Origin of the sequence: Pseudomonas putida, assembly GCF_030159595.1 — a bacterium.
Classification (GTDB): Bacteria; Pseudomonadota; Gammaproteobacteria; order Pseudomonadales; family Pseudomonadaceae; genus Aquipseudomonas; species Aquipseudomonas putida_AC.
Genome location: NZ_BSKJ01000003.1, coordinates 61,777 through 83,373 on the forward strand (window position 1 = coordinate 61,777; position 21,597 = coordinate 83,373).

Consider the following 21,597-nt stretch of genomic DNA (forward strand, 5'->3'; position numbering starts at 1 on the left):
TAAGCTGAAGCTTGCTCTGCCGTTGCGGCAGTCGAGGAGGTCGAATGATCCGCTCCATGCTGTACGCCACCGACCTCGGTGTCTACGCACCTTTCGTGATGCAACACGCGCTGGCCCTGGCGCGGACTTTCAATGCCGAGTTGTATGTGATTCATGCGGTGGAACCGATGGGCCAGTTCGCCGAATCCCTCCTGCAAAGTTACCTCGATGAGCAGACACTCGACCAGTTGCACAGCCAGGGGGTGAGCACGGTGATGGCCAACATCGAACAGCGTGTACTGGAAAACTTTCGTGATGAGCTGGGCGAGGAGGCCGACCTGGCAGTGATCAAGGCGGTGCGTGTACGCCAGGGCGACCCGGCGCAAGTGATCCTCGACCAGGCACAACGGCTGAGCGTCGACCTGTTGATTTTCGGCAGCCACAGCGCGGGTGCTGGCGCGGATGTACCCCTGGGCCGCACGGCGGTGAGGCTGCTGCAATTGTCACCGGTGCCGGTGTACATGGTGCCGCTGTCACAGCACTTGGGGCGTAGGAAAGCATGAAAATGGCTGTAGGCTATTTCCGGGGGCATGTAACAAAATAGTTCTAGATTTATTTCCAGAACCACTAATATAGTTATATATCGTCGCTGCCTGCTGCCGCGGACTCATCGCTGAACCGAGGGGAACCTATGAAGCTTCAACAACTGCGCTACATCTGGGAAGTGGCGCACCATGACCTCAACGTCTCCGCGACGGCGCAGAGCCTGTATACCTCCCAGCCAGGTATCAGCAAGCAGATCCGCCTGCTCGAAGATGAACTGGGTGTTGAAGTATTTGCACGTAGCGGCAAGCACCTGACCCGCGTGACGCCGGCCGGTGAGCGCATCATCAATACCGCTGGCGAAATCCTGCGCAAGGTCGAGAGCATCAAGCAGATTGCCCAAGAGTTCTCCAACGAGAAGAAGGGCACGCTGTCCATCGCCACCACCCACACCCAGGCGCGCTATGCCTTGCCGCCGGTGATCAGCAGCTTTATCAAGCAGTACCCGGAAGTGTCCCTGCACATGCACCAGGGTTCGCCCATGCAGATTGCCGAGATGGCAGCAGACGGTACGGTCGACTTCGCCATCGCCACCGAGGCGCTGGAGCTGTTCGGCGACTTGATCATGATGCCGTGCTACAAGTGGAACCGTTGCGTGGTGGTGCCACAAGGCCACCCGCTGGCCAAATTGCCAAAGCTGACCTTGGAAGCGGTTGCCGAATACCCGATCGTCACCTATGTGTTCGGCTTCACTGGGCGCTCGAAGCTGGACGAAGCCTTCAATCACCGCGGCCTTACGCCGAAAGTGGTGTTCACCGCGGCAGACGCCGACGTAATCAAGACTTATGTACGCCTGGGGCTGGGCGTGGGGATCGTCGCGGGCATGGCTGTGGACGCCAAGCTCGACAGTGACCTGGTGGCCCTGGATGCCAGTGAGCTGTTCGAAGCCAGCATCACCAAGATCGGCTTCCGCCGTGGCACTTTCCTGCGTGGCTTCATGTGCGACTTCATCGAGAAGTTCGCCCCGCACCTGACGCGTGAAGTGATGGCCAAGGCCATTCAGTGCCATAACAAGCAGGAGCTGGAAGAGCTGTTCGAAGGCGTCGAACTGCCAGTGCACTGATCCGGAAATGCTGGGGCTGCAAAGCAGCCCCGGCTATCTCAAGCCTTGCTGATCAGGTTGCCCGCGTGCAGCCCGCATTCCTTCTGCGTCGACTCTTCCCACCACCAGCGCCCTTCGCGCTCATGCTGGTTCGGCAGCACCGGTCGGGTGCAAGGCTCGCAGCCAATGCTGATGAAGCCGCGCTCATGCAGGCTGTTGTACGGCAGCTCAAGCATGCGGATATAGCCCCACACTTCCTCGCTGCTCATCTGCGCCAGCGGGTTGAACTTGTACAGCGTGCGCTCTGGCGTGGAGAAGGCGCTATCGATTTCCAGTGCTGCCACCTGGCTGCGGGTGCCCGGGCTCTGGTCACGGCGCTGGCCGGTGGCCCAGGCGCTCACGGTAGCCAGCTTGCGGCGCAGCGGCTCGATCTTGCGGATGCCGCAGCACTCGCCGTGGCCGTCCTTGTAAAAGCTGAACAGACCCTTTTCCTTGACGAACGGGTCGAGCTTGTCGCGGTCGGGGCTGAGGATTTCAATCGGCAGGTTGTACTGCTCGCGCACCTGATCGATGAACCGGTAGGTCTCCGGGTGCAGTCGACCGGTGTCGAGGCTGAACACCTTGACCTGCTTGTTCAGCTTCCAGGCCATGTCGACCAGCACCACGTCCTCGGCGCCGCTGAAGGAGATCCACAAGTCATCACCAAAGTGCTCGAAGGCGAGCTTGAGAATGTCCTGTGGGGACTTGTTGGCATAGGTCGCGGCCAGGGCGGCGACGTCGAAGGGTTGGCTCATCAGGCGGTTTCCATCTTGGCTGTGGCGCTGTGCGCTCGTAGTAAGGTGATGGTAACAAAAAAACGCGGGCTAGACGGACTCACAAGCCCTGCAAGGTCTGCATCAGTACCCGCACTTTGGCGATCGACTCTTCATATTCAGCCTGCCATTCGGAGTCGGCCACCACGGCGCCGCCGCCCCAGCAGCTGACCTGGCCGTCCTTGACCAGCAGGCTGCGAATGGCAATCGAGCTGTCCATCTCGCCGCGCACGTCCACATACAGCAGCGAGCCGCAGTACAGCGCCCGGCGCGCTGGTTCCAGCTCGTCGATGATCTGCATGGCGCGGATTTTCGGCGCGCCAGTGATCGAGCCGCCGGGGAAGCTGTCGCCGATCAGGTCCAGGGCGTCCTTGTCGCTGGCCAGTTGGCCGGTGATGCTGCTGACCAGGTGGTGGACGTTGGGGTAGCTTTCCAGGATGAACAGCTCCGGTACCTTCACCGAGCCGATCTCGCAGGTGCGCCCCAGGTCGTTGCGCAGCAGGTCGACGATCATCAGGTTCTCCGAGCGGTCCTTGGGGCTGCGTAGCAGCTCTTCGGCATTGCGCTTGTCTTCAACCGGGTCGCTGGCGCGTGGACGGGTGCCTTTGATTGGCCGGGTTTCCACCCGGCCCTGGCTGACGTGGATGAAACGCTCGGGCGAAAAGCTTAGCAAGGCGCTGCCGTCGGCCAGTTGTTGAAAGCCGGAAAACGGCGTAGGGCAGGCCTGGCGCAGGGCTTGGTAGGCCCGCCACGGGTCACCCTGGCAGGGCGCGCGAAAGCGTTGGGTGAGGTTGATCTGGTAGCAGTCACCGGCCTGAATGTAGCGCTGCACCTGGTCGAAGGCGGCTCGGTACTGTTCGGGCTGCAGGTCACCCGTCATCGGCGCGAGCAGCTGGAATTCGCCGCTTGTAGCGTTGCAGCTGCCTTCGAACAGCGCAATCAGGCGATCGCGTTCGCGGCCTGCCAGGCTGGGGTGAAATACCAGCTGGCTGGTGCCGTGCAGGTGATCGCTGACCAGTGCCCAGGCATACAGGCCCAGTTGTGCGTCGGGCAGGCCGAGGTCGTCTACGGCCAGGCTGGGCAGGTGTTCCAGGCGGCGGCCGAAGTCGTAGCTCAGGTAGCCGATCAGGCCGCCGGCGAAGGGCAGCTCAACGCTGTTGGGCAAGTCGGCGTGGCCCAGTTGTGCCAGGCCGGCGCGCAGGCGCTGGAGAAAGGTGCGGCCATCTTCATCGGGCTGCGCCTGCAGCTGTTGCAGCGGCCAAGCGCTGAGCAGGTCGAAGCGACCCCGTTCGGCACCGGGGCGGGCGCTGTCGAGCAGGATCGCGCCGGGAGCCTGGCGTAGGCGGGCGAAGTAGGCAGCAGGGTCGGGCTGGTAGGGCAGGGGGTGCAGCGTACAGGTCGGCATCAGTGTGGACGGCGATGTAAAAGCGAGGAGGGCGATTGTAGACCTGTGTAGGAAAAGCGCCTAGCACTGGGCGCGACATTCAACAGTGTGTTTTATGCAGGGGCCGCTATGCGGCCCCTGCAATTCAGCGGTTAGGCACATGCCCGAACAACCCCTGCGCTACACGAACGCGCTGTTCGGCATCTTCGGTAATGCCGTCCTTCGCCAGTGCTTCGATGTGCGCTTCGATGGCATGGGTGCGCTGGGTCAGGCCGCAGTCGTTGGCAATCTGGATGTTCAGGCCCGGGCGGGCGTTGAGTTCCAGAATCAGCGGGCCTTTGTCCTGGTCCAGCACCATGTCCACGCCAATGTAGCCCAGGCCGCACAGCTCATAGCAGCCGGCCGCCAGCTTCATGAAGCCGTCCCAGTTCGGCAGTTGCACGCCGTCCACCGCGTTGGTGGTGTCCGGGTGCTTGCTGATGATGTTGTTCAGCCAGGTGCCGCGCAGGGTCACGCCGGTGGCCAGGTCGACACCCACCCCGATGGCGCCCTGGTGCAGGTTGGCCTTGCCGCCGGACTGGCGGGTCGGCAGGCGCAGCATGGCCATGACCGGGTAGCCCATCAGTACGATGATGCGGATGTCCGGCACGCCTTCGTAGCTGATGCTCTTGAAGATCTGGTCAGGCGTGACGCGGTATTCGATCAGCGCGCGGTCGCGGTGGCCGCCGAGCGAGTACAGGCCGGTGAGGATGCTCGAGATCTGGTGCTCGATTTCTTCATGGCTGATGATCTTGCCCGACACCGTGCGGTAGCGGTCCTCGAAGCGGTCGGCAATCACCAGGATGCCATCACCGCCGGCGCCTTGCGCCGGCTTGATGACGAAATCGCTGCGCCCGCCAATGATCTGGTCGAGCTTCTCGATTTCCTTTTCGGTTTCGATGATGCCGTACATTTCCGGCACATGGATGCCGGCCGCCAGGGCGCGCTCCTTGGTGATGATCTTGTCGTCGACGATCGGGTACAGGTGGCGCTTGTTGTACTTCAACACATAGTCCGCGTTGCGCCGGTTGATACCCATGATGCCCCGGGCCTCCAGGGCTTTCCACGTCTTGATCAGGCCAAACATCAGGCGTCAGCCTTCTTCAGGAATGCCTTGAAGCGCACGAGCTCGGTCAGGCGGTAACCGCGGTAGCGGCCCATCGCCAGCATGAAGCCCACCAGGATCAACAGGACGGCCGGGAAGGTGAACACGAAGTAGACCAGCTCCGGCACCATCATCAGCAGGTGTGCCACGGAGGCGGCAAACAAGGTGCCGATGGCCACTTTCATGGCATGGCCACCGCCACGCTCCTCCCAGGTGATCGACAGGCGTTCGATGGTCATGGTCAGGATCACCATCGGGAACAGTGCCACCGACAGCCCGCGCTCAAGGCCAAGCTTGTGGCTGAACAGGCTGATAGCGGCGATCAGCACCACGACGAAGGTCAGCACCACCGACAGGCGCGGCAGCATCTGCAGCTTGAGGTGTTCCAGGTACGAGCGTAGCGACAGGCCCAGCGCCGTGATGACCGTGAACAGCACGATACCGAAGCCCAGTTGGGTCTCGCGGAAGGCCAGGGCGATCAGCACCGGGGTGAAGGTACCCAAGGTCTGCAGGCCGATCAGGTTGCGCAATACCAGGATCACCAGCACGCCGATCGGGATCATCACCATGATCATGAAGGTTTGCTGGGTCTGCAGCGGCAAGCCGTACAGCGAGTATTCGAGGAAGTCGGCGTCGGTGTTCTCGTCGGTCAGCTTGGCCAGGCGGATGGCGTTCATCTCGCTGTTGTTCATGCTGAAGGTGACGTTGGCTTTCTTGCCGCCATCGACGGTGATCAGGTTGTCGTCACCGGTCCACCACAGCAGGCGGTCGCTGGGCAGGCCCTGCTCGCCGGTGTCCGGGTTGAAGTACAGCCAGTCGTTACCGTTGAAGCTGCGCAGCCACAGCTCGGGGGTTTGCGGGGTATCGGCCACCAGGCGGATGGTGTGCACCTTCTCCATCGGCACATGGGCAATCGACAGCAGCAGGTCGATGATCTGGGCCTTTTTCATGGGCGAGGTGTCGCCGGCCAGCAGCAGCTTGACGTTGTCGTCGTTGAGGTTGTTGACCCGCTTGATGGTTTCGCTGACGAAGGTCTCGACGTCGGCGGAGTGCTGGCGAATCGGCGCCATCAGGGCTTCGGCGGCAATCTTCTCGGGGCCTTCGATCGCCAGGCTGTCACGGAAGGTTGGGCCTTTGACCGTGGTCTTCTCGTTGCTGTAGCGCTTGGTCAGCACCAGGCGGTAGTACAGGGTCTGGTTGCCGCTGGCGCGGCGGGCCGACCAGGTAACCTTGCGATTGCCGTCGGCGCGGTTGACGCTGACCCCGTAGTTGTTGGAGATGAAGCTCTCGTTGAGGCTGACGTAGTCGCGGTTCAGCGGTGGCACGAACATCTGCACCTTGACCGGGTCCTTGGTGCTGGCCACGAACTCGACCTTGGCGTCGATGTTCCACAGGTCGTCGGTTTCATCCTCGGTCACCGGGATACCGAGGAAGAAGATCTGATAAGCCGTGACCGCCACGCCCAGTAGCACCAGCACGGTGATCAGGACTTTCAGATGGAGGGTAAGAGAGCGCATCGGGATTACTCTGCTTTGGGAGCGTCGGTGGCACAGGCAGGTTTGCCGGCCGCATATTTAAGGCTTGGGTCGACCAGCGCGTCGAAGTGCTTGAGCGCCTCGGAGCCGATCAGCAGCGGGAACTGGAACGCGCTGCGGTCGGTGAGGTTGACTTCGATGGTGCGCATGGCCTGGCCCATGCAGATTTCGAGTTCGATGACCGGGCGGGCGGTATAGGCCTTGCCCGATTCGGCATCATAGTCGCCGGCCCGGCGCTTGATCTTGCTCACGCGTGCCAGTGGGCGTTCGATCGGGTGCGAGTGCGCCGCATCGATGGCCAGGTAGAAGCGCACCCAGCTTTCGCCGTTGCGCTTGAAGCGCTTGATGTCGCGGGCGCTGAGCGATGCGGTCTTGGCACCGGTGTCGAGCTTGGCGGCCACTTCCAGGTCCAGATCGCCCAGGCGGGCGTATTCGTTGAGACCGTACACGGTCTTGCCCGCCGCCTGGCCAAGGGCCGGCAGCAGGGTGAGGCATAGCAGCAATAAAACGGGTGTAAGTCTCATATTCCTGGCGCGGTGCAGTGCAAGGTTCGGGCTATGTTCAGGGCAAGGCGACTGGCAACGACTGCGCAAGCTTCCTCGTTCTTCTGTCAACAAGCATGAATGGATGACAGACAGGCTATCCATACCCCATCGGAGGCGCGGCATTCTATCACGCCGACGTCTTGACGCCAGCGGTGCGCGATCTGACAGCGCGGGGCCTGAGTTAGTTCGTTCTTAGACGATTGTCGACAATATTCATTTTGTCTTTGACTTGAAGGTCTCTGTTCGCTAATTTCTGGCGAAGAGTTTTTCAAGGTGTCGACAATATGCAGGACCTTTCCCTCCCCAGCCCGGTGCAGGCAGACGAAACGGAAACCTTGTCCGAAAACGTCTTTCGGCGCATCCAGGCGGCCATCGTCAAGGGTGAAATCGCCCCCGGCAGCAAGATTTCCGAGCCGGAGCTGGCGCGCACCTATGGCATCAGCCGCGGGCCGCTGCGCGAGGCCATTCACCGCCTCGAAGGCCAGCGCCTGCTGGTGCGCGTACCGCATGTTGGGGCACGCGTGGTTTCGCTGAACCACGCCGAGCTGATCGAGCTGTACGAAATTCGCGAGTCGCTGGAAGGCATGGCCTGCCGTCTGGCTGCCGAACGCATGAGCCAAGCCGACATCGACGAGCTGCGCCGGGTGCTCGACACCCACGAGCGCGATGCCGCATTCCAGGCCGGCCTGGGTTACTACCAGCAGGAAGGCGACTACGACTTCCATTACCGCATTATCCAGGGTAGTGGCAACCAGACCCTGGTCAAGATGCTGTGCGGCGAGCTGTACCAGCTTGTGCGCATGTACCGCATCCAGTTTTCTGCCACACCCAATCGACCACGCCAGGCCTTTGCCGAGCACCACCGCATTCTCGATGCCATCGCCGACCGTGACGGCGAGCTGGCCGAACTCCTGATGCGCCGTCACATCGGCGCGTCCAAGCGCAATATCGAGCGTCACTATCTGGACGCCCACAACAACAGCCCACGAGGTGAGAAATGACTGTGAAGAGCACCCCCGGTCAGCGATTCCGCGACGCCGTTGCCGCCGAACATCCACTGCAGGTGGTTGGCGCCATCAACGCCAACCATGCCCTGTTGGCCAAGCGCGCCGGCTTCAAGGCCATCTACCTGTCTGGTGGCGGCGTGGCCGCCGGCTCCCTGGGCCTGCCGGACCTGGGCATCACCGGCCTGGATGACGTGCTCACCGACGTGCGCCGCATTACCGATGTCTGCGACCTGCCGCTGCTGGTGGATGTCGACACCGGCTTCGGCGCCTCGGCCTTCAACGTCGCCCGCACCGTGCGCTCAATGAGCAAGTTCGGTGCTGCCGCCATCCATATCGAGGACCAGGTCGGCGCCAAGCGTTGCGGCCACCGCCCGAACAAGGAAATCGTCAGCCAGCAGGAAATGGTCGACCGCATCAAGGCCGCCGTCGATGCGCGTAGCGACGACAGCTTCGTGATCATGGCGCGTACCGACGCCCTGGCCGTCGAAGGCCTGAACGCTGCCCTTGACCGCGCCGAGGCCTGCATCGAGGCGGGGGCCGACATGATCTTCCCGGAAGCCATCACCGAACTGCAGATGTACAAGACGTTCGCTGATCGGGTGAAGGCACCGATTCTGGCCAACATCACCGAATTCGGCGCCACGCCGCTGTACACCACCGAAGAGCTGGCCTCGGTCGACGTGTCGCTGGTGCTGTACCCGCTGTCGGCCTTCCGTGCCATGAACAAGGCGGCCGAGAACGTCTACACCGCGCTGCGCCGTGATGGCACCCAGAAGAACGTGATCGACACCATGCAGACCCGCATGGAGCTCTACGATGCCATTGGTTACCACGCCTTCGAGCAGAGCCTCGATGCGCTGTTTGCCCAGAAAAAAGGGTAAGTGATGCTGCCTGTGCCGGCCTCTTCGCGGGTAAACCCGCTCCCACAGGTAAAACACAAGTTTCAAAAGCTGTGCTGTACCTGTGGGAGCGGGTTCACCCGCGAAGAGGCCGCCACAGACGAACCGAATTAGCCAGCAAGATATCCATAACAAATTCAAGAAAGGAGAAACACCATGGCCGAAGCGAAAGTACTCAGTGGCGCAGGCCTGCGTGGTCAGGTGGCCGGCCAGACCGCACTGTCGACCGTGGGCCAGGCCGGTGCCGGGCTGACCTACCGTGGTTATGACGTGCGTGACCTGGCAGCCGGTGCCGAGTTCGAAGAAGTCGCTTACCTGCTGCTGTACGGCGAGCTGCCAACCCAGGCCGAACTGGCGGATTACAAGCGCAAGCTCAAGGGCCTGCGTGACCTGCCGCAAGCACTGAAGGAAGTGCTGGAGCGCATCCCGCGTGACGCCCACCCGATGGACGTGATGCGCACGGGTTGCTCCGTGCTGGGCACCCTGGAGCCCGAGCTCACCTTCGAGGCCCAGCGCGACAAGACTGACCGCTTGCTGGCACTGTTCCCGACCGTGATGTGCTACTGGTACCGCTTCACGCACCATGGCGTGCGCATCGATTGCACCAGCGACGAAGACACCCTCGGTGGCCACTTCCTGCACCTGCTGCACGGCAAGAAGCCGAGCGCGCTGCACGTCAAGGTGATGAACGTGTCGCTGATCCTCTACGCCGAGCACGAGTTCAACGCCTCGACCTTCACTGCTCGCGTCTGTGCCTCGACCCTGTCCGACCTGTACTCCTGCGTCACCGCTGCCATCGGCTCGCTGCGCGGCCCACTGCACGGCGGTGCCAACGAGGCGGCCATGGAGCTGATCGAGCGTTTCCAGAGCCCGCAGGACGCCACCGCCGAGCTGCTGCGCATGCTGGAGCGCAAGGACAAGATCATGGGCTTTGGCCACGCGATCTACAAAGAGTCCGACCCGCGCAACGAGGTGATCAAGGGCTGGTCGAAGCAGTTGGCCGACGAAGTGGGCGACAAGGTGCTGTACCCGGTGTCCGAAGCCATCGACAAGACCATGTGGGAGCAGAAACGCCTGTTCCCCAACGCCGATTTCTACCATGCCTCGGCGTACCACTTCATGGGCATTCCGACCAAGCTGTTCACCCCGATCTTCGTCTGCTCGCGCCTGACCGGCTGGGCGGCGCACGTCTTCGAACAGCGTGCCAACAACCGCATCATCCGCCCGAGCGCCGAGTATGTCGGCGTCGAGCAGCGCCAGTTCGTACCGATCGAGCAGCGCTGATAAGTCGAACCTGTGGGGTGGCCTGTTCCGGCCTCATCGCCGGCAAGCCAGCTCCCACAGGTGTTGCACCGCCCATGAGGCCAGTGCTGTACCTGTGGGAGCTGGCTTGCCGGCGATGAGGCCGGAGCGGCCAGCACAGGACAGTAATTAGAAAGTTTTCCACGACCGTACCGTGACCGAGCCCGATAACCCTATGAACACTGCATTCCGCAAGCACCTGCCAGGCACCGACCTGGACTACTTCGATGCCCGTGCCGCGGTCGAGGCGATCATGCCCGGCGCCTACGACGGCCTGCCCTACACCTCCCGCGTGCTCGCCGAAAACCTGGTGCGCCGCTGCGACCCGGCCACCCTCGATGCCTCGCTGAGCCAGTTGATCGAGCGCAAGCGCGACCTCGACTTCCCATGGTTCCCGGCCCGCGTGGTGTGCCACGACATCCTCGGCCAGACAGCGCTGGTCGACCTGGCCGGCCTGCGTGACGCCATTGCCGACAAAGGCGGTGACCCGGCCGCGGTCAACCCGGTGGTGCCGGTGCAACTGATCGTCGACCACTCGCTGGCCGTCGAGTGTGGTGGCTTCGACCCACAGGCGTTCGAAAAGAACCGCGCCATTGAAGACCGCCGCAACGAAGACCGCTTCCACTTCATCAACTGGACCAAGAAGGCGTTCAAGAACGTCGATGTGATCCAGCCGGGCAACGGCATCATGCATCAGATCAACCTGGAGAAGATGTCGCCTGTCATCCACAGCGATCGCGGCGTAGCCTACCCGGACACTTGCGTCGGCACCGACAGCCACACCCCGCATGTCGACGCCCTGGGCGTGATCGCCATCGGCGTCGGTGGCCTTGAGGCTGAAAACGTGATGCTCGGCCGTGCCTCGTGGATGCGCCTGCCGGAAATCGTCGGCGTCGAGTTGACCGGTAAGCTGGCACCGAACATTACCGCTACTGACCTGGTGCTGGCCCTGACCGAGTTCCTGCGCAAGCAGAAAGTCGTTGGCGCGTACCTGGAGTTCCACGGCGAGGGTGCCCGCGCCCTGACCCTGGGCGATCGCGCCACCATTTCCAACATGGCCCCGGAATACGGCGCCACCGCAGCGATGTTCGCCATCGACCAGCAGACCATCGACTACCTGCGCTTGACCGGCCGCGAAGAACAACAGGTCAAGCTGGTGGAAACCTACGCCAAGGCCGCCGGCCTGTGGGCCGACAGCCTGGGTGCTGCCGTCTATGAGCGCACCCTGAACTTCGACTTGTCGGGCGTGGTGCGCAACATGGCCGGCCCGTCCAACCCGCACGCCCGCGTTGCCACCAGCGACCTGGCGGCCAAAGGCATCGCCGGCAGCTGGGAAGACGTGCCGGGGCAAATGCCTGACGGCGCGGTGATCATCGCGGCCATCACCAGTTGCACCAACACCAGCAACCCGCGCAACGTGATTGCCGCAGGCCTGATTGCACGCAATGCCAACAGACTGGGCCTGGCCCGCAAGCCGTGGGTCAAGTCGTCGCTGGCGCCGGGCTCGAAGGCTGTGCAGTTGTACCTGGAAGAGGCGGGGCTGGAGAAGGAGCTGGAGCAACTCGGCTTTGGCATCGTCGCCTTCGCCTGCACCACCTGCAACGGCATGTCCGGTGCCCTGGACCCTGTGATCCAGCAAGAAATCATCGACCGCGACCTGTACGCCACCGCTGTGCTTTCGGGTAACCGCAACTTCGACGGGCGTATCCACCCGTATGCCAAGCAGGCCTTCCTGGCTTCGCCGCCGCTGGTGGTGGCCTATGCCATTGCCGGTACCATCCGTTTCGACATCGAGAAGGACGTGCTGGGCGTGGTCGATGGCAAGGAAATTCGCCTCAAGGACATCTGGCCAAGTGATGAAGAGATCGACGCCGTGGTGCGTGCTGCGGTCAAGCCAGAGCAGTTCCGCAAGGTGTACATCCCGATGTTCGCCATCGAGGAAGACCGTGGGCCGAAGGTAGCACCGCTGTACGACTGGCGTCCGATGAGCACCTACATCCGCCGCCCGCCATACTGGGAAGGTGCCCTTGCCGGTGAGCGTACCCTGCGCGGCATGCGCCCGCTGGCGGTGCTGCCGGACAACATCACCACCGACCACCTGTCGCCGTCCAACGCCATCATGCTCGACAGCGCCGCCGGTGAGTACCTGGCTAAAATGGGCTTGCCGGAAGAGGACTTCAACTCCTACGCCACTCACCGTGGCGACCACCTGACCGCCCAGCGCGCCACCTTCGCCAACCCCAAGTTGTTCAACGAAATGGTGCGCAAGGAAGACGGCAGCGTGAAGCAGGGTTCGCTGGCGCGAATCGAGCCAGAAGGCAAGGTTACCCGCATGTGGGAGGCCATCGAGACCTACATGCAGCGCAAGCAGCCGCTGATCATCGTTGCCGGTGCCGACTACGGCCAGGGTTCGTCGCGTGATTGGGCGGCCAAGGGCGTGCGCCTGGCGGGTGTCGAGGCGATCGTCGCTGAAGGCTTCGAGCGCATTCACCGTACCAACCTGGTGGGCATGGGTGTACTGCCGCTGGAATTCAAGCCGGGCACCGACCGCAAGACCCTGGGCCTGGACGGTAGCGAGACGTATGACGTGCTGGGTGCGCGCACGCCAAGGGCGACATTGACCCTGGTGGTTACCCGCAGCAATGGCGAGCGCCTGGAAGTGCCGGTGACTTGCCGCCTGGATACCGCCGAGGAAGTGTCGATCTACGAGGCGGGTGGCGTGCTGCAGCGCTTTGCCCAGGACTTCCTCGAAGCGACCGCCTAACCAAGAGCAGCGCGGTCTCTTGTAGGAGCGGCTTTAGCCGCGAATGCGATAGCAGGTACAACACTGTTGCCTGATCGGACGCATTCGCGGGTGAACCCGCTCCTACAGGGGGCTGTGCAAGACAGGAATTGAACATGGCTCACGTACCGCAAGTGAAAATCCCCGCCACCTATATCCGTGGCGGCACCAGCAAAGGCGTGTTCTTCCGCCTTCAAGACCTGCCTGAGCAGGCGCAGATCCCAGGCCCGGCACGCGATGCACTGCTGCTGCGGGTAATCGGCAGCCCCGACCCCTACGGCAAGCAGATCGACGGCATGGGCGGTGCGACGTCCAGCACCAGCAAGACGGTGATCCTGTCGCAAAGCATCAAGCCTGGGCACGATGTCGACTACCTGTTCGGCCAGGTCAGCATCGACAAGGCCTTCGTCGACTGGAGCGGCAACTGTGGCAACCTGTCCGCAGCGGTCGGTTCGTTCGCCATCAGCAGTGGCCTGGTTGACTCAACGCGCATTCCGCGTAACGGCATCGCCACGGTGCGCATCTGGCAGGCCAACATCGGCAAGACCATCATCGCCCATGTTCCGATCACAGAAGGTGAAGTGCAGGAAACCGGCGATTTCGAGCTGGATGGGGTGACCTTCCCGGCGGCCGAGGTGCAGTTGGAGTTCCTCGACCCGGCGGCCGACGAAGACGGTGACGGCGGTTCAATGTTCCCGACCGGTAACCTGGTCGATGACCTGGAGGTGCCGGGCGTGGGTACCTTCAAGGCGACCCTGATCAATGCCGGCATTCCGACCATCTTCGTCAACGCGGCCGATATCGGCTACACCGGCGCCGAACTGCAGGACGCGATCAACGGCGACCCGCAGGCGCTGCTGCGTTTCGAGACCATTCGTGCTTACGGTGCCGTGCGCATGGGCCTGATTGAGAACGTCGACCAGGCAGCCGGACGTCAGCACACACCAAAAGTGGCGTTCGTTGCGCCGCCGAGCACCTACACTGCGTCCAGTGGCAAGGCGGTGCAAGCGGGTGATATCGACCTGCTGGTGCGCGCCTTGTCCATGGGTAAGCTGCACCATGCGATGATGGGGACGGCTGCGGTGGCGATTGGCACTGCGGCGGCCATTCCGGGCACGCTGGTCAACCTCGCGGCTGGCGGGGGTGAGCGTAGCGCCGTGCGTTTCGGCCACCCCTCGGGCACCTTGCGGGTCGGGGCCGAGGCGCGTCAGGTGAATGGTGAGTGGACAGTGACCAAGGCAATCATGAGCCGCAGTGCTCGCGTGCTGATGGAGGGCTGGGTTCGCGTGCCTGGCGATAGCTTCTAACGCACCACTGGCGCTCGGCTTCAAGAGGGGCCGCTGTGCGGCCCTTCGCGGGCAAGCCCGCTCCCACAGGGTAATCACAGGGTTTGAATGCTGTGTTATTCCTGTGGGAGCGGGCTTGCCCGCGAAGGGCTGCACAGCAGCCCCCTTCACAGGAGCTGGATATGAGCGCCAACGTTGACCTCAACGACCGCCCGGACTACGACCGGGTGCTGCAAACCCTGGCCGACTACGCCCTCGGCTACCCGGTCGATTCCGCCGAAGCCCTCGACACCGCACGCAACTGCCTGATGGACACCCTGGGCTGCGGTCTGCTGGCGCTGCGCTTCCCCGAGTGCACCAAACTGCTCGGCCCCCAGGTGGAAGGCACGCTGGTCCCCAATGGTGCCCGCGTCCCCGGCACCGCTTACCGCCTCGACCCGGTCAAGGCCGCCTGGGATATTGGCTGCACTGTGCGCTGGCTGGACTACAACGACACCTGGCTGGCCGCCGAATGGGCGCACCCCTCAGACAATCTCGGCGGCATCCTGGCTGTTGCTGATCACCTGTCACAGAAGCATGTTGCTGCAGGTGAAGCGCCGCTGCTGATGCGTGATGTGCTCGAAGCCATGGTCATGGCCCATGAGATCCAGGGCGTGCTTGCACTGGAAAACGCCTTCAATCGCGTCGGCCTCGATCATGTGATTCTGGTGAAGGTGGCCTCAACGGCTGTATGCGCCAAGTTGATGGGCGCCAACCGCGAACAGATGCTCTCGGCGTTGTCCCATGCCTTCGTCGATGGCCAGGCCCTGCGTACCTATCGGCACGCGCCCAATGCCGGCTCACGCAAGTCCTGGGCGGCTGGTGATGCGTCCAGCCGTGGCGTGCGCCTGGCCGATATCGCCCTGCGCGGTGAGATGGGCGTACCGGGTGTGCTCACGGCGCCACAATGGGGCTTCTACGACGTATCGTTCAGCCATACCAACAAGGACCTGGCGCTCAAGCCCGCCGGGCAGTACGAACTGCGTCTGCCTCAGGCCTTGGGCAGCTATGTGATGGAAAACGTGCTGTTCAAGGTCAGCTTCCCTGCCGAATTTCACGCCCAGACTGCCTGCGAAGCGGCGGTCACCCTGCACCCACGGGTACGTAACCGCCTGCATGAAATCGACCGCATCGTCATCACCACCCAGGAGTCGGCAATCCGCATCATTTCCAAGAGCGGCCCGCTGGCCAATGCCGCTGACCGTGACCACTGTTTGCAGTACATGGTGGCAGTGCCGTTGATCTTCGGGCATCTGGTGGCAGAGCACTATGAAGATGCCTTCCATGCCAGCCACCCCAGCATCGACCGCCTGCGCGAGAAGATGGAAGTGGTGGAAGACCCGCGCTTCAGCCGCGAGTACCTGGAGCCGGACAAACGTTCGATCGCCAATGCGCTGCAGGTGTTCTTCAAAGACGGCAGCAGTACTGAGCAGGTGGTGGTGGAGTACCCGATCGGGCACCGACGGCGGCGAGGGGAGGGTATACCCCTGCTGGAGGCAAAATTCAGGGCCAACCTGGCGACGCGGTTTGCGCGGCAGCGGTGTGGCGAGATTGTAGAGGTGTGCAAGGATCAGCAGAGGCTGGAGGGGATGGCTGTGCACCGGTTTGTGGATTTGTTCGTGATCTGAGGTTGTCTGTACTGGCCCTATCGCCGGCAAGCCAGCTCCCACAGGTACTCCACAGGCCTTGAGAGCTGTGGAGTACCTGTGGGAGCTGGCTTGCCGGTGATAGGGCCGGAGCAGGCATAACAAAGAAGCCCCGGCATTTCTGCCGGGGCTTCTTGTAGCTTGCAGCTTACAACTTGCCGCTCACCTTACGCCTGAACCACCGGGATCTTGGCGTTGGCTGCCGCTTCGCGGAACTCGGCGATCTGGTCGAAGCTCAGGTAGCGGTAAACGTCGGCAGCCATGCTGTCGATGTCTTTCGCGTACTGCATGTACTCTTCAACAGTCGGCAGCTTGCCGATGATCGAAGCGACAGCAGCCAGCTCGGCCGATGCCAGGTACACGTTGGTGGCGTCGCCCAGACGGTTCGGGAAGTTACGGGTCGAGGTGGAGACCACGGTCGAACCGGTCTGCACACGTGCCTGGTTACCCATGCACAGCGAGCAACCTGGCATTTCCATGCGCGCACCGGCCTTGCCGTAGATGCCGTAGTAGCCTTCTTCGGTCAGCTGGTGAGCATCCATCTTGGTTGGCGGAGCCAGCCACAGACGGGTCGGGATACCGCCCTTGACCTTGTCCAGCAGCTTGCCGGCAGCGCGGAAGTGACCGATGTTGGTCATGCACGAACCGATGAACACTTCGTCGATCTTCTCGCCCTGTACCGAAGACAGCAGGCGGGCATCGTCCGGGTCGTTCGGCGCGCAGAGCACAGGCTCTTTGACGTCGGCCAGGTCGATTTCGATGATTTCGGCGTACTCGGCATCGGCATCAGCCGACAGCAGCTCCGGCTTGGCCAGCCAGGCTTCCATGGCCTGGGCGCGACGCTCCAGGGTGCGTGGGTCGCCGTAGCCTTCGCCGATCATCCAGCGCAGCAGGGTGATGTTGGATTGCAGGTACTCGGCGATGGCCTTCTCTGGCAGCTTGATGGTGCAACCGGCAGCGGAACGCTCGGCCGAGGCGTCGGACAGCTCGAAAGCCTGCTCGACGGTCAGTTCGTCCAGGCCTTCGATTTCCAGGATGCGGCCGGAGAAGGCGTTTTTCTTGCCCTTCTTCTCGACGGTCAGCAGGCCTTTCTGGATGGCGTAGTAAGGGATGGCATGAACCAGGTCACGCAGGGTGATGCCAGGTTGCAGTTTGCCCTTGAAGCGCACCAGGATCGACTCTGGCATGTCCAGCGGCATGACGCCGGTGGCAGCCGCGAAGGCCACCAGGCCGGAACCGGCCGGGAACGAAATGCCGATCGGGAAGCGGGTGTGCGAGTCGCCACCGGTACCCACGGTGTCAGGCATCAGCATGCGGTTCAGCCAGCTGTGGATGATGCCGTCGCCTGGGCGCAGCGACACACCGCCACGCGTGCGGATGAAGTCTGGCAGGGTGTGGTGGGTGGTGACGTCGATCGGCTTCGGATAAGCCGCGGTGTGGCAGAACGACTGCATGACCAGGTCGGCGGAGAAGCCCAGGCACGCCAGGTCTTTCAGTTCGTCGCGGGTCATCGGGCCAGTGGTGTCCTGGGAACCGACGGTGGTCATCTTCGGCTCGCAGTAGGCACCTGGGCGCACGCCCTGGCCTTCTGGCAGGCCACAAGCACGGCCGACCATCTTCTGCGCCAGGGTGAAGCCCTTGCCGGAATCGGCAGGCTGCTCTGGCTTCTTGAACAGGTCGGAAGCACCCAGGTTCAGCTCTGCACGGGCTTTTTCGGTCAGGCCACGACCGACGATCAGCGGGATACGGCCGCCAGCGCGTACTTCGTCCAGCAGGACTTCAGTCTTCAGCGCGAAGCTGGTGACCAGCTCGTCGCTTTCGTGACGGCGCACTTCACCTTTGAACGGGTAAACGTCGATGACGTCGCCCATGGCCAGGTTGGTGCAGTCGAATTCGATCGGCAGGGCGCCGGCGTCTTCCATGGTGTTGTAGAAGATCGGGGCGATCTTGGTGCCGAAGCAGAAACCACCGGCGCGCTTGTTCGGCACGTACGGGATGTCGTCACCGAAGAACCACAGGACCGAGTTGGTGGCGGATTTACGCGACGAACCGGTACCGACCACGTCACCGACGTAGGCAACCGGGAAGCCCTTGGCCTTGACGGCTTCGATCTGGGCCAGCGGGCCGACCGAACCTGGCTGCGACGGCTCGATGCCGTCACGGGCCATTTTCAGCATGGCCAGGGCGTGCAGCGGGATGTCAGGGCGCGACCAGGCGTCCGGGGCAGGGGACAGGTCGTCGGTGTTGGTTTCGCCGGGCACCTTGAATACGGTCAGGGTGTACTTGTCGGCGATGGCCGGGCGCGAGGTGAACCACTCGCCGGCAGCCCAGGATTCCAGCACGGCCTTGGCGTGAACGTTGCCGGCCTTGGCTTTTTCGGCCACGTCGTGGAAGGCATCGAACATCAGCAGGGTGTGCTTGAGCTGTTCGGCCGCGACGGCGCCCAGTTCGGCGTCATCCAGCAGTGCGACCAGCGTTTCGATGTTGTAGCCGCCCTGCATGGTGCCGAGCAGTTCGGTGGCGTGCTTGCGGTCGATCAGTGGCGACGTGGCTTCGCCCTTGGCGATGGCAGAGAGGAAAGCGGCCTTGACGTAGGCAGCTTCGTCGACCCCTGGCGGTACGCGGTTGGTGATCAGGTCTACGAGGAAGGCTTCTTCGCCGGCCGGCGGGTTTTTCAGCAGCTCGACCAGGCCTGCAGTTTGTTCGGCGTTCAGCGGCTGGGGCACGATACCCAGGGCGGCACGCTCTTCGATGTGTTTGCGGTAGGCTTCAAGCACAGTTATTTCCCTCATCAGTGGTCCCTAAAGGGGGTCCGGGACGCTTATCCAGCATTCAATGCACCCATGCGCTGCCACGGCTTTGTGGGCCGCCCAGCCAGGGTCGCAAGGAATCCTTACAGAAGCTGCTTTCAAAGTTTTACGCCTGCAGAACGGGGAGCTGATGAGGGCTGGCGCGGGCATGCGAGGGATGCATGGCCCGGGCCAACGCCGTTCTACCGGATTAACTGTGCTCGTGACGCTTTGAAAACAGCTTCCAACGGACATTGTTGCCTTTGAAAAGGCGGGTTGATTCTACGGCAAAAAAAGCCCGAAGGTAAGGCGCCGAAGATGACTTTAACGAGTGACCCTGGTTAGACAAAGGGCTAACATGGGGCCGTGTTCCACCGCCAAGCTGTTGTTTTTCATGTCCAACAAGTCCATCAAGACCCCTTGCGTCGGCCTGTGCTCCACGGTGTACGGAGACACGGTGTGCCGTGGCTGCAAGCGTTTTCACCACGAAGTGATCAACTGGAACGGTTACGACGACGCGCAGAAGCGTGCGGTGTGGCTGCGTCTTGAACAGTTGCTGGTGCAGGTGATGATGGCCAAGCTGGAGGTGTTCGACAAAGGCTTGCTGCGCCAGCAACTGGAGCAGCGTTCCATCCGCTTTGTCGAGCAGCAGTCGGAATATTGCTGGGCGTACCAGCTGATTGCCCGCGGGGCGCGGATGATCCGTGACCTGGAGGCCTACGGCATGGTATTGCTGCCGGAGTTCCGCGACTGGGAACTGCCGCAATTGCGCGATGCCATCGACCGCGAATTTTTCCTGCTTTCAGAAGCGCATTACCAGCGCTACATCGCCCCCAGCTTCCTGCGCGATGCCTTGCAAACGGGGCAAGGCTGAAGCTATTCAATAACGCTACCAGCCTCTTCGCGGGCAAGCCCGCGAAGAGGCCAGTGAAGCGACCGAATCAGTCGCCGGTGTATTCACACCCGCTGGTGCAAGTTTCGTGGATGCGCACCTTCGACAGCTCCGGCATCAGCGGCTTGACCTGTTCCCAGATCCACTTGGCGATCACTTCGCTGGTCGGGTTTTCCAGGCCAGGGATGTCGTTCAGGTAGTTGTGGTCCAGTTGCTCGTAGATCGGCTTGAAGATCGCCTTGACCTCGGCGAAGTCGCGGATCCAGCCGGTGTGCGGGTCCAACGGGCCGGTCAGGTGCAGGCCGACCTTGAACGAATGACCATGCAGGCGGCCGCATTTGTGCCCTTCGGGAACGTGGGGCAGGCGGTGGGCCGATTCGAATGTGAATTCCTTGAAGATTTCCACTGGTGGACCTGTATAGCTGGTGGGATAAGGGTTTGAGCGGAAATTGGCGTTTCAATGTACTGCTCAATGTACTGATTGGTCGTCGCTGGGGCTAAGTGAGGCCATCCACTGGTTGATATCCGACTGGCGCCAGGCGACCGATTTGGGGCCTATCTTAACCTGTTTTGGGAATGCTCCTTCGTTTATTCGTCTGTACACCGTGTTGCGTCCCATGCCAGTGATGCGGAGCACATCGGGCAGGCGAAGCAGGTGATCAATTTGAATTTTTGAACGATCACGCTCTGGTGGCCGGGTCGATTATCAAGATGGAGCGACTGGCCTCGTTTACCTACCGGTTCACGGCAGGCTGAAATAACCCAATTACCTAACCCGCTTCGGCGGGTTTTTTTTGCCCGCAGGCAGGGCCTGCCCCAACGTCTCTGGGAGACAGCAATGACCTTGAAATTCCAACTGGAGAGCCTCGAAGGCGTCGAAGAGTCGGTAGCGGCCCTGTACGTCGAGAAGGACGGCAAGTTCGTCCTCGGCATTGATGGGCTCCCGCAGCAGGAAGGCGTCTCCGGCCTAAAGGCCGAGGTGGATGAACTGCTCGGCGAGAAGAGGGCGGCCGAGAAGGCGCGCAAAGAGGCTGAGGAAGCCGCTCACTGCCGGCCTGCTGGCGCGGTATGAAAAGCCCGGCGCTCGGCCGGGCTTCGATAAGGCATGAGGCTATGCGTGCGTTGCTTCTTGCTCTGGCACCAGCCTCACTTCAACGCGCTGGCCAAGGGCGCGAGCGGCGCTGGCCAAGGTCGCCAGCGTCATGCCTGGATCGTCTTGGTCCAGTGCGCGGTCCACTGCCGTGCGGCTGGTGCGCATGCGCGCAGCTAGGGCTTTCTTTGTTACCTTCTGGCTTTTCATAGCTTCAGCGATTTGCCAAGAGATGACTCGCTTGAGGGCAGCAGCAGACACTTCCTCTGCGAGACCTTGCTCTGCAAGGAAATCGTCGAAATCGGAGCCGATATGCTGGTTCATTGCTTGTTCCTCTCTAGTGTTGCTTTGCGTTGCCTGGCGGTTTCCAAATCAGACGCTGGTGTTTTCTGGCTCTTCTTGATGAAGCCGTGAAGCAGAACCATGACGTTCCCGTCTACGGTGAAGAGCACGCGGGCTATGGTGTCGACAAGGTTTACCCTGACTTCCCATAGGCCTTTCTCAAGCTTTCTGACAACCGGCATCCCGATAGGCCATCCGATCTGAACCGTTTTGATCTCGGTTCCGATCATCCGCTTGTGGTCGCGGGGAATTTCAGTCAGCCATTCGCGCACCGGTTCGTTGCCCGCTTCCGTGCGATAAAAGCTGACGCTCAAGGTTGGTGGCACTTTATCCATGCGCCTCAGTGTACCAAAAATGGTGCATTATTCAACTAGGAGTTGAATACGGAGAAGGATTCGCCGCCCGGTGGCGCGGTCTTGACCTGCGCTATCATGCTGCCAGCTGTTTTCAGGTTGAATTAAGGACCGGTGGTTAATCTT

The 21,597-nt window shown here is 62.1% G+C and carries 19 protein-coding genes and 1 pseudogene; 10 read left to right on the top strand and 10 right to left on the bottom strand.

Annotation, left to right across the window (positions count from 1 at the left end; all coding sequences use genetic code 11):
* Window positions 1-44: 44 nt before the first annotated feature.
* Both QQL85_RS07630 and cysB read left to right on the top strand, forming a co-directional pair.
* Window positions 45-542 (top strand): universal stress protein, encoded by a 498-nt coding sequence (locus QQL85_RS07630; RefSeq protein ID WP_284355871.1) that lies wholly within the window; start codon window positions 45-47, stop codon window positions 540-542.
* A gap of 128 nt (window positions 543-670) precedes the next feature.
* Window positions 671-1,645, top strand: coding sequence for an HTH-type transcriptional regulator CysB (cysB, locus tag QQL85_RS07635; RefSeq protein ID WP_010953293.1), 975 nt, complete (start codon window positions 671-673; stop codon window positions 1,643-1,645).
* Between the two features lie 38 nt (window positions 1,646-1,683).
* On the opposite strand, the gene QQL85_RS07640 is transcribed toward cysB, so the two are convergent.
* The 5 genes from QQL85_RS07640 to QQL85_RS07660 form a co-directional block, all read right to left on the bottom strand.
* On the bottom strand, window positions 1,684-2,418 hold the full coding sequence (locus QQL85_RS07640; protein ID WP_110741530.1) for a phosphoadenylyl-sulfate reductase: 735 nt from the start codon (window positions 2,416-2,418) through the stop codon (window positions 1,684-1,686).
* Between the two features lie 79 nt (window positions 2,419-2,497).
* A complete protein-coding gene (pabB, locus tag QQL85_RS07645; RefSeq protein ID WP_284355872.1) occupies window positions 2,498-3,841 on the bottom strand; it encodes an aminodeoxychorismate synthase component I in 1,344 nt (447 codons plus the stop codon).
* A 124-nt stretch (window positions 3,842-3,965) separates the two neighbouring features.
* The gene (locus QQL85_RS07650; protein WP_016714746.1) at window positions 3,966-4,946 is read right to left on the bottom strand and encodes an alpha-L-glutamate ligase-like protein; all 981 of its coding nucleotides are present in this window, start codon (window positions 4,944-4,946) and stop codon (window positions 3,966-3,968) included.
* On the bottom strand, window positions 4,946-6,481 hold the full coding sequence (locus tag QQL85_RS07655) for an inactive transglutaminase family protein (protein WP_284355873.1): 1,536 nt from the start codon (window positions 6,479-6,481) through the stop codon (window positions 4,946-4,948). Before QQL85_RS07655 ends, QQL85_RS07650 begins: the two co-directional genes overlap by 1 nt.
* A gap of 5 nt (window positions 6,482-6,486) precedes the next feature.
* Window positions 6,487-7,023 (bottom strand): ATP-dependent zinc protease family protein, encoded by a 537-nt coding sequence (locus tag QQL85_RS07660; RefSeq protein ID WP_016485910.1) that lies wholly within the window; start codon window positions 7,021-7,023, stop codon window positions 6,487-6,489.
* 305 nt (window positions 7,024-7,328) lie between these two features.
* Here QQL85_RS07660 and QQL85_RS07665 point away from each other — a divergent pair, with 305 nt between their 5' ends.
* The 6 genes from QQL85_RS07665 to prpD all read left to right on the top strand — a co-directional run bounded on the left by QQL85_RS07665 (window position 7,329) and on the right by prpD (window position 15,987).
* On the top strand, window positions 7,329-8,045 hold the full coding sequence (locus QQL85_RS07665; RefSeq protein WP_284355874.1) for a GntR family transcriptional regulator: 717 nt from the start codon (window positions 7,329-7,331) through the stop codon (window positions 8,043-8,045).
* Window positions 8,042-8,932, top strand: a complete 891-nt coding sequence (gene prpB, locus QQL85_RS07670) for a methylisocitrate lyase (protein ID WP_284355875.1) — start codon at window positions 8,042-8,044, stop codon at window positions 8,930-8,932. The genes QQL85_RS07665 and prpB overlap by 4 nt, the downstream gene beginning before the upstream one ends.
* Window positions 8,933-9,106: 174 nt before the next feature.
* Window positions 9,107-10,234 carry a bifunctional 2-methylcitrate synthase/citrate synthase gene (prpC, locus tag QQL85_RS07675; RefSeq protein WP_284355876.1) on the top strand — a complete coding sequence of 376 codons (1,128 nt, stop codon included), beginning with the start codon at window positions 9,107-9,109 and terminating at the stop codon, window positions 10,232-10,234.
* A 193-nt stretch (window positions 10,235-10,427) separates the two neighbouring features.
* The gene (gene acnD, locus QQL85_RS07680) at window positions 10,428-13,016 is read left to right on the top strand and encodes a Fe/S-dependent 2-methylisocitrate dehydratase AcnD (RefSeq protein WP_284355877.1); all 2,589 of its coding nucleotides are present in this window, start codon (window positions 10,428-10,430) and stop codon (window positions 13,014-13,016) included.
* 134 nt (window positions 13,017-13,150) lie between these two features.
* The gene (prpF, locus tag QQL85_RS07685) at window positions 13,151-14,341 is read left to right on the top strand and encodes a 2-methylaconitate cis-trans isomerase PrpF (RefSeq protein ID WP_284355878.1); all 1,191 of its coding nucleotides are present in this window, start codon (window positions 13,151-13,153) and stop codon (window positions 14,339-14,341) included.
* Window positions 14,342-14,502: 161 nt separating this feature from the next.
* Entirely contained in the window at window positions 14,503-15,987 is a 1,485-nt protein-coding gene (gene prpD / locus QQL85_RS07690) for a 2-methylcitrate dehydratase (protein ID WP_284355879.1), read from the top strand.
* Window positions 15,988-16,172: 185 nt separating this feature from the next.
* Here the strand turns inward: prpD and acnB are convergent, their stop codons facing one another.
* Window positions 16,173-18,782: a bifunctional aconitate hydratase 2/2-methylisocitrate dehydratase gene (acnB, locus tag QQL85_RS07695; protein ID WP_284356010.1), complete on the bottom strand. Its 2,610-nt coding sequence runs from the start codon at window positions 18,780-18,782 to the stop codon at window positions 16,173-16,175.
* 406 nt (window positions 18,783-19,188) lie between these two features.
* Here acnB and QQL85_RS07700 point away from each other — a divergent pair, with 406 nt between their 5' ends.
* Window positions 19,189-19,668 (top strand): DUF1289 domain-containing protein, encoded by a 480-nt coding sequence (locus tag QQL85_RS07700; protein ID WP_284355880.1) that lies wholly within the window; start codon window positions 19,189-19,191, stop codon window positions 19,666-19,668.
* A gap of 67 nt (window positions 19,669-19,735) precedes the next feature.
* On the opposite strand, the gene queD is transcribed toward QQL85_RS07700, so the two are convergent.
* Both queD and QQL85_RS07710 read right to left on the bottom strand, forming a co-directional pair.
* Window positions 19,736-20,092, bottom strand: coding sequence for a 6-carboxytetrahydropterin synthase QueD (queD, locus tag QQL85_RS07705; protein WP_043202104.1), 357 nt, complete (start codon window positions 20,090-20,092; stop codon window positions 19,736-19,738).
* 63 nt (window positions 20,093-20,155) lie between these two features.
* Window positions 20,156-20,356, bottom strand: coding sequence for a helix-turn-helix transcriptional regulator (locus tag QQL85_RS07710; protein WP_284356011.1), 201 nt, complete (start codon window positions 20,354-20,356; stop codon window positions 20,156-20,158).
* Window positions 20,357-20,524: 168 nt separating this feature from the next.
* On the opposite strand from QQL85_RS07710, the pseudogene QQL85_RS07715 reads away from it, so the two are divergent.
* A pseudogene (locus tag QQL85_RS07715) lies at window positions 20,525-20,731 on the top strand (hypothetical protein); the annotation flags it as partial.
* Window positions 20,732-20,797: 66 nt separating this feature from the next.
* Here the strand turns inward: QQL85_RS07715 and QQL85_RS07720 are convergent.
* Together QQL85_RS07720 and QQL85_RS07725 are read right to left on the bottom strand one after the other, a co-directional pair.
* Window positions 20,798-21,100: a Fis family transcriptional regulator gene (locus tag QQL85_RS07720; RefSeq protein WP_284355881.1), complete on the bottom strand. Its 303-nt coding sequence runs from the start codon at window positions 21,098-21,100 to the stop codon at window positions 20,798-20,800.
* Window positions 21,097-21,453, bottom strand: coding sequence for a type II toxin-antitoxin system RelE/ParE family toxin (locus QQL85_RS07725; protein WP_284355882.1), 357 nt, complete (start codon window positions 21,451-21,453; stop codon window positions 21,097-21,099). The genes QQL85_RS07720 and QQL85_RS07725 overlap by 4 nt, the downstream gene beginning before the upstream one ends.
* Window positions 21,454-21,597: the final 144 nt, after the last annotated feature.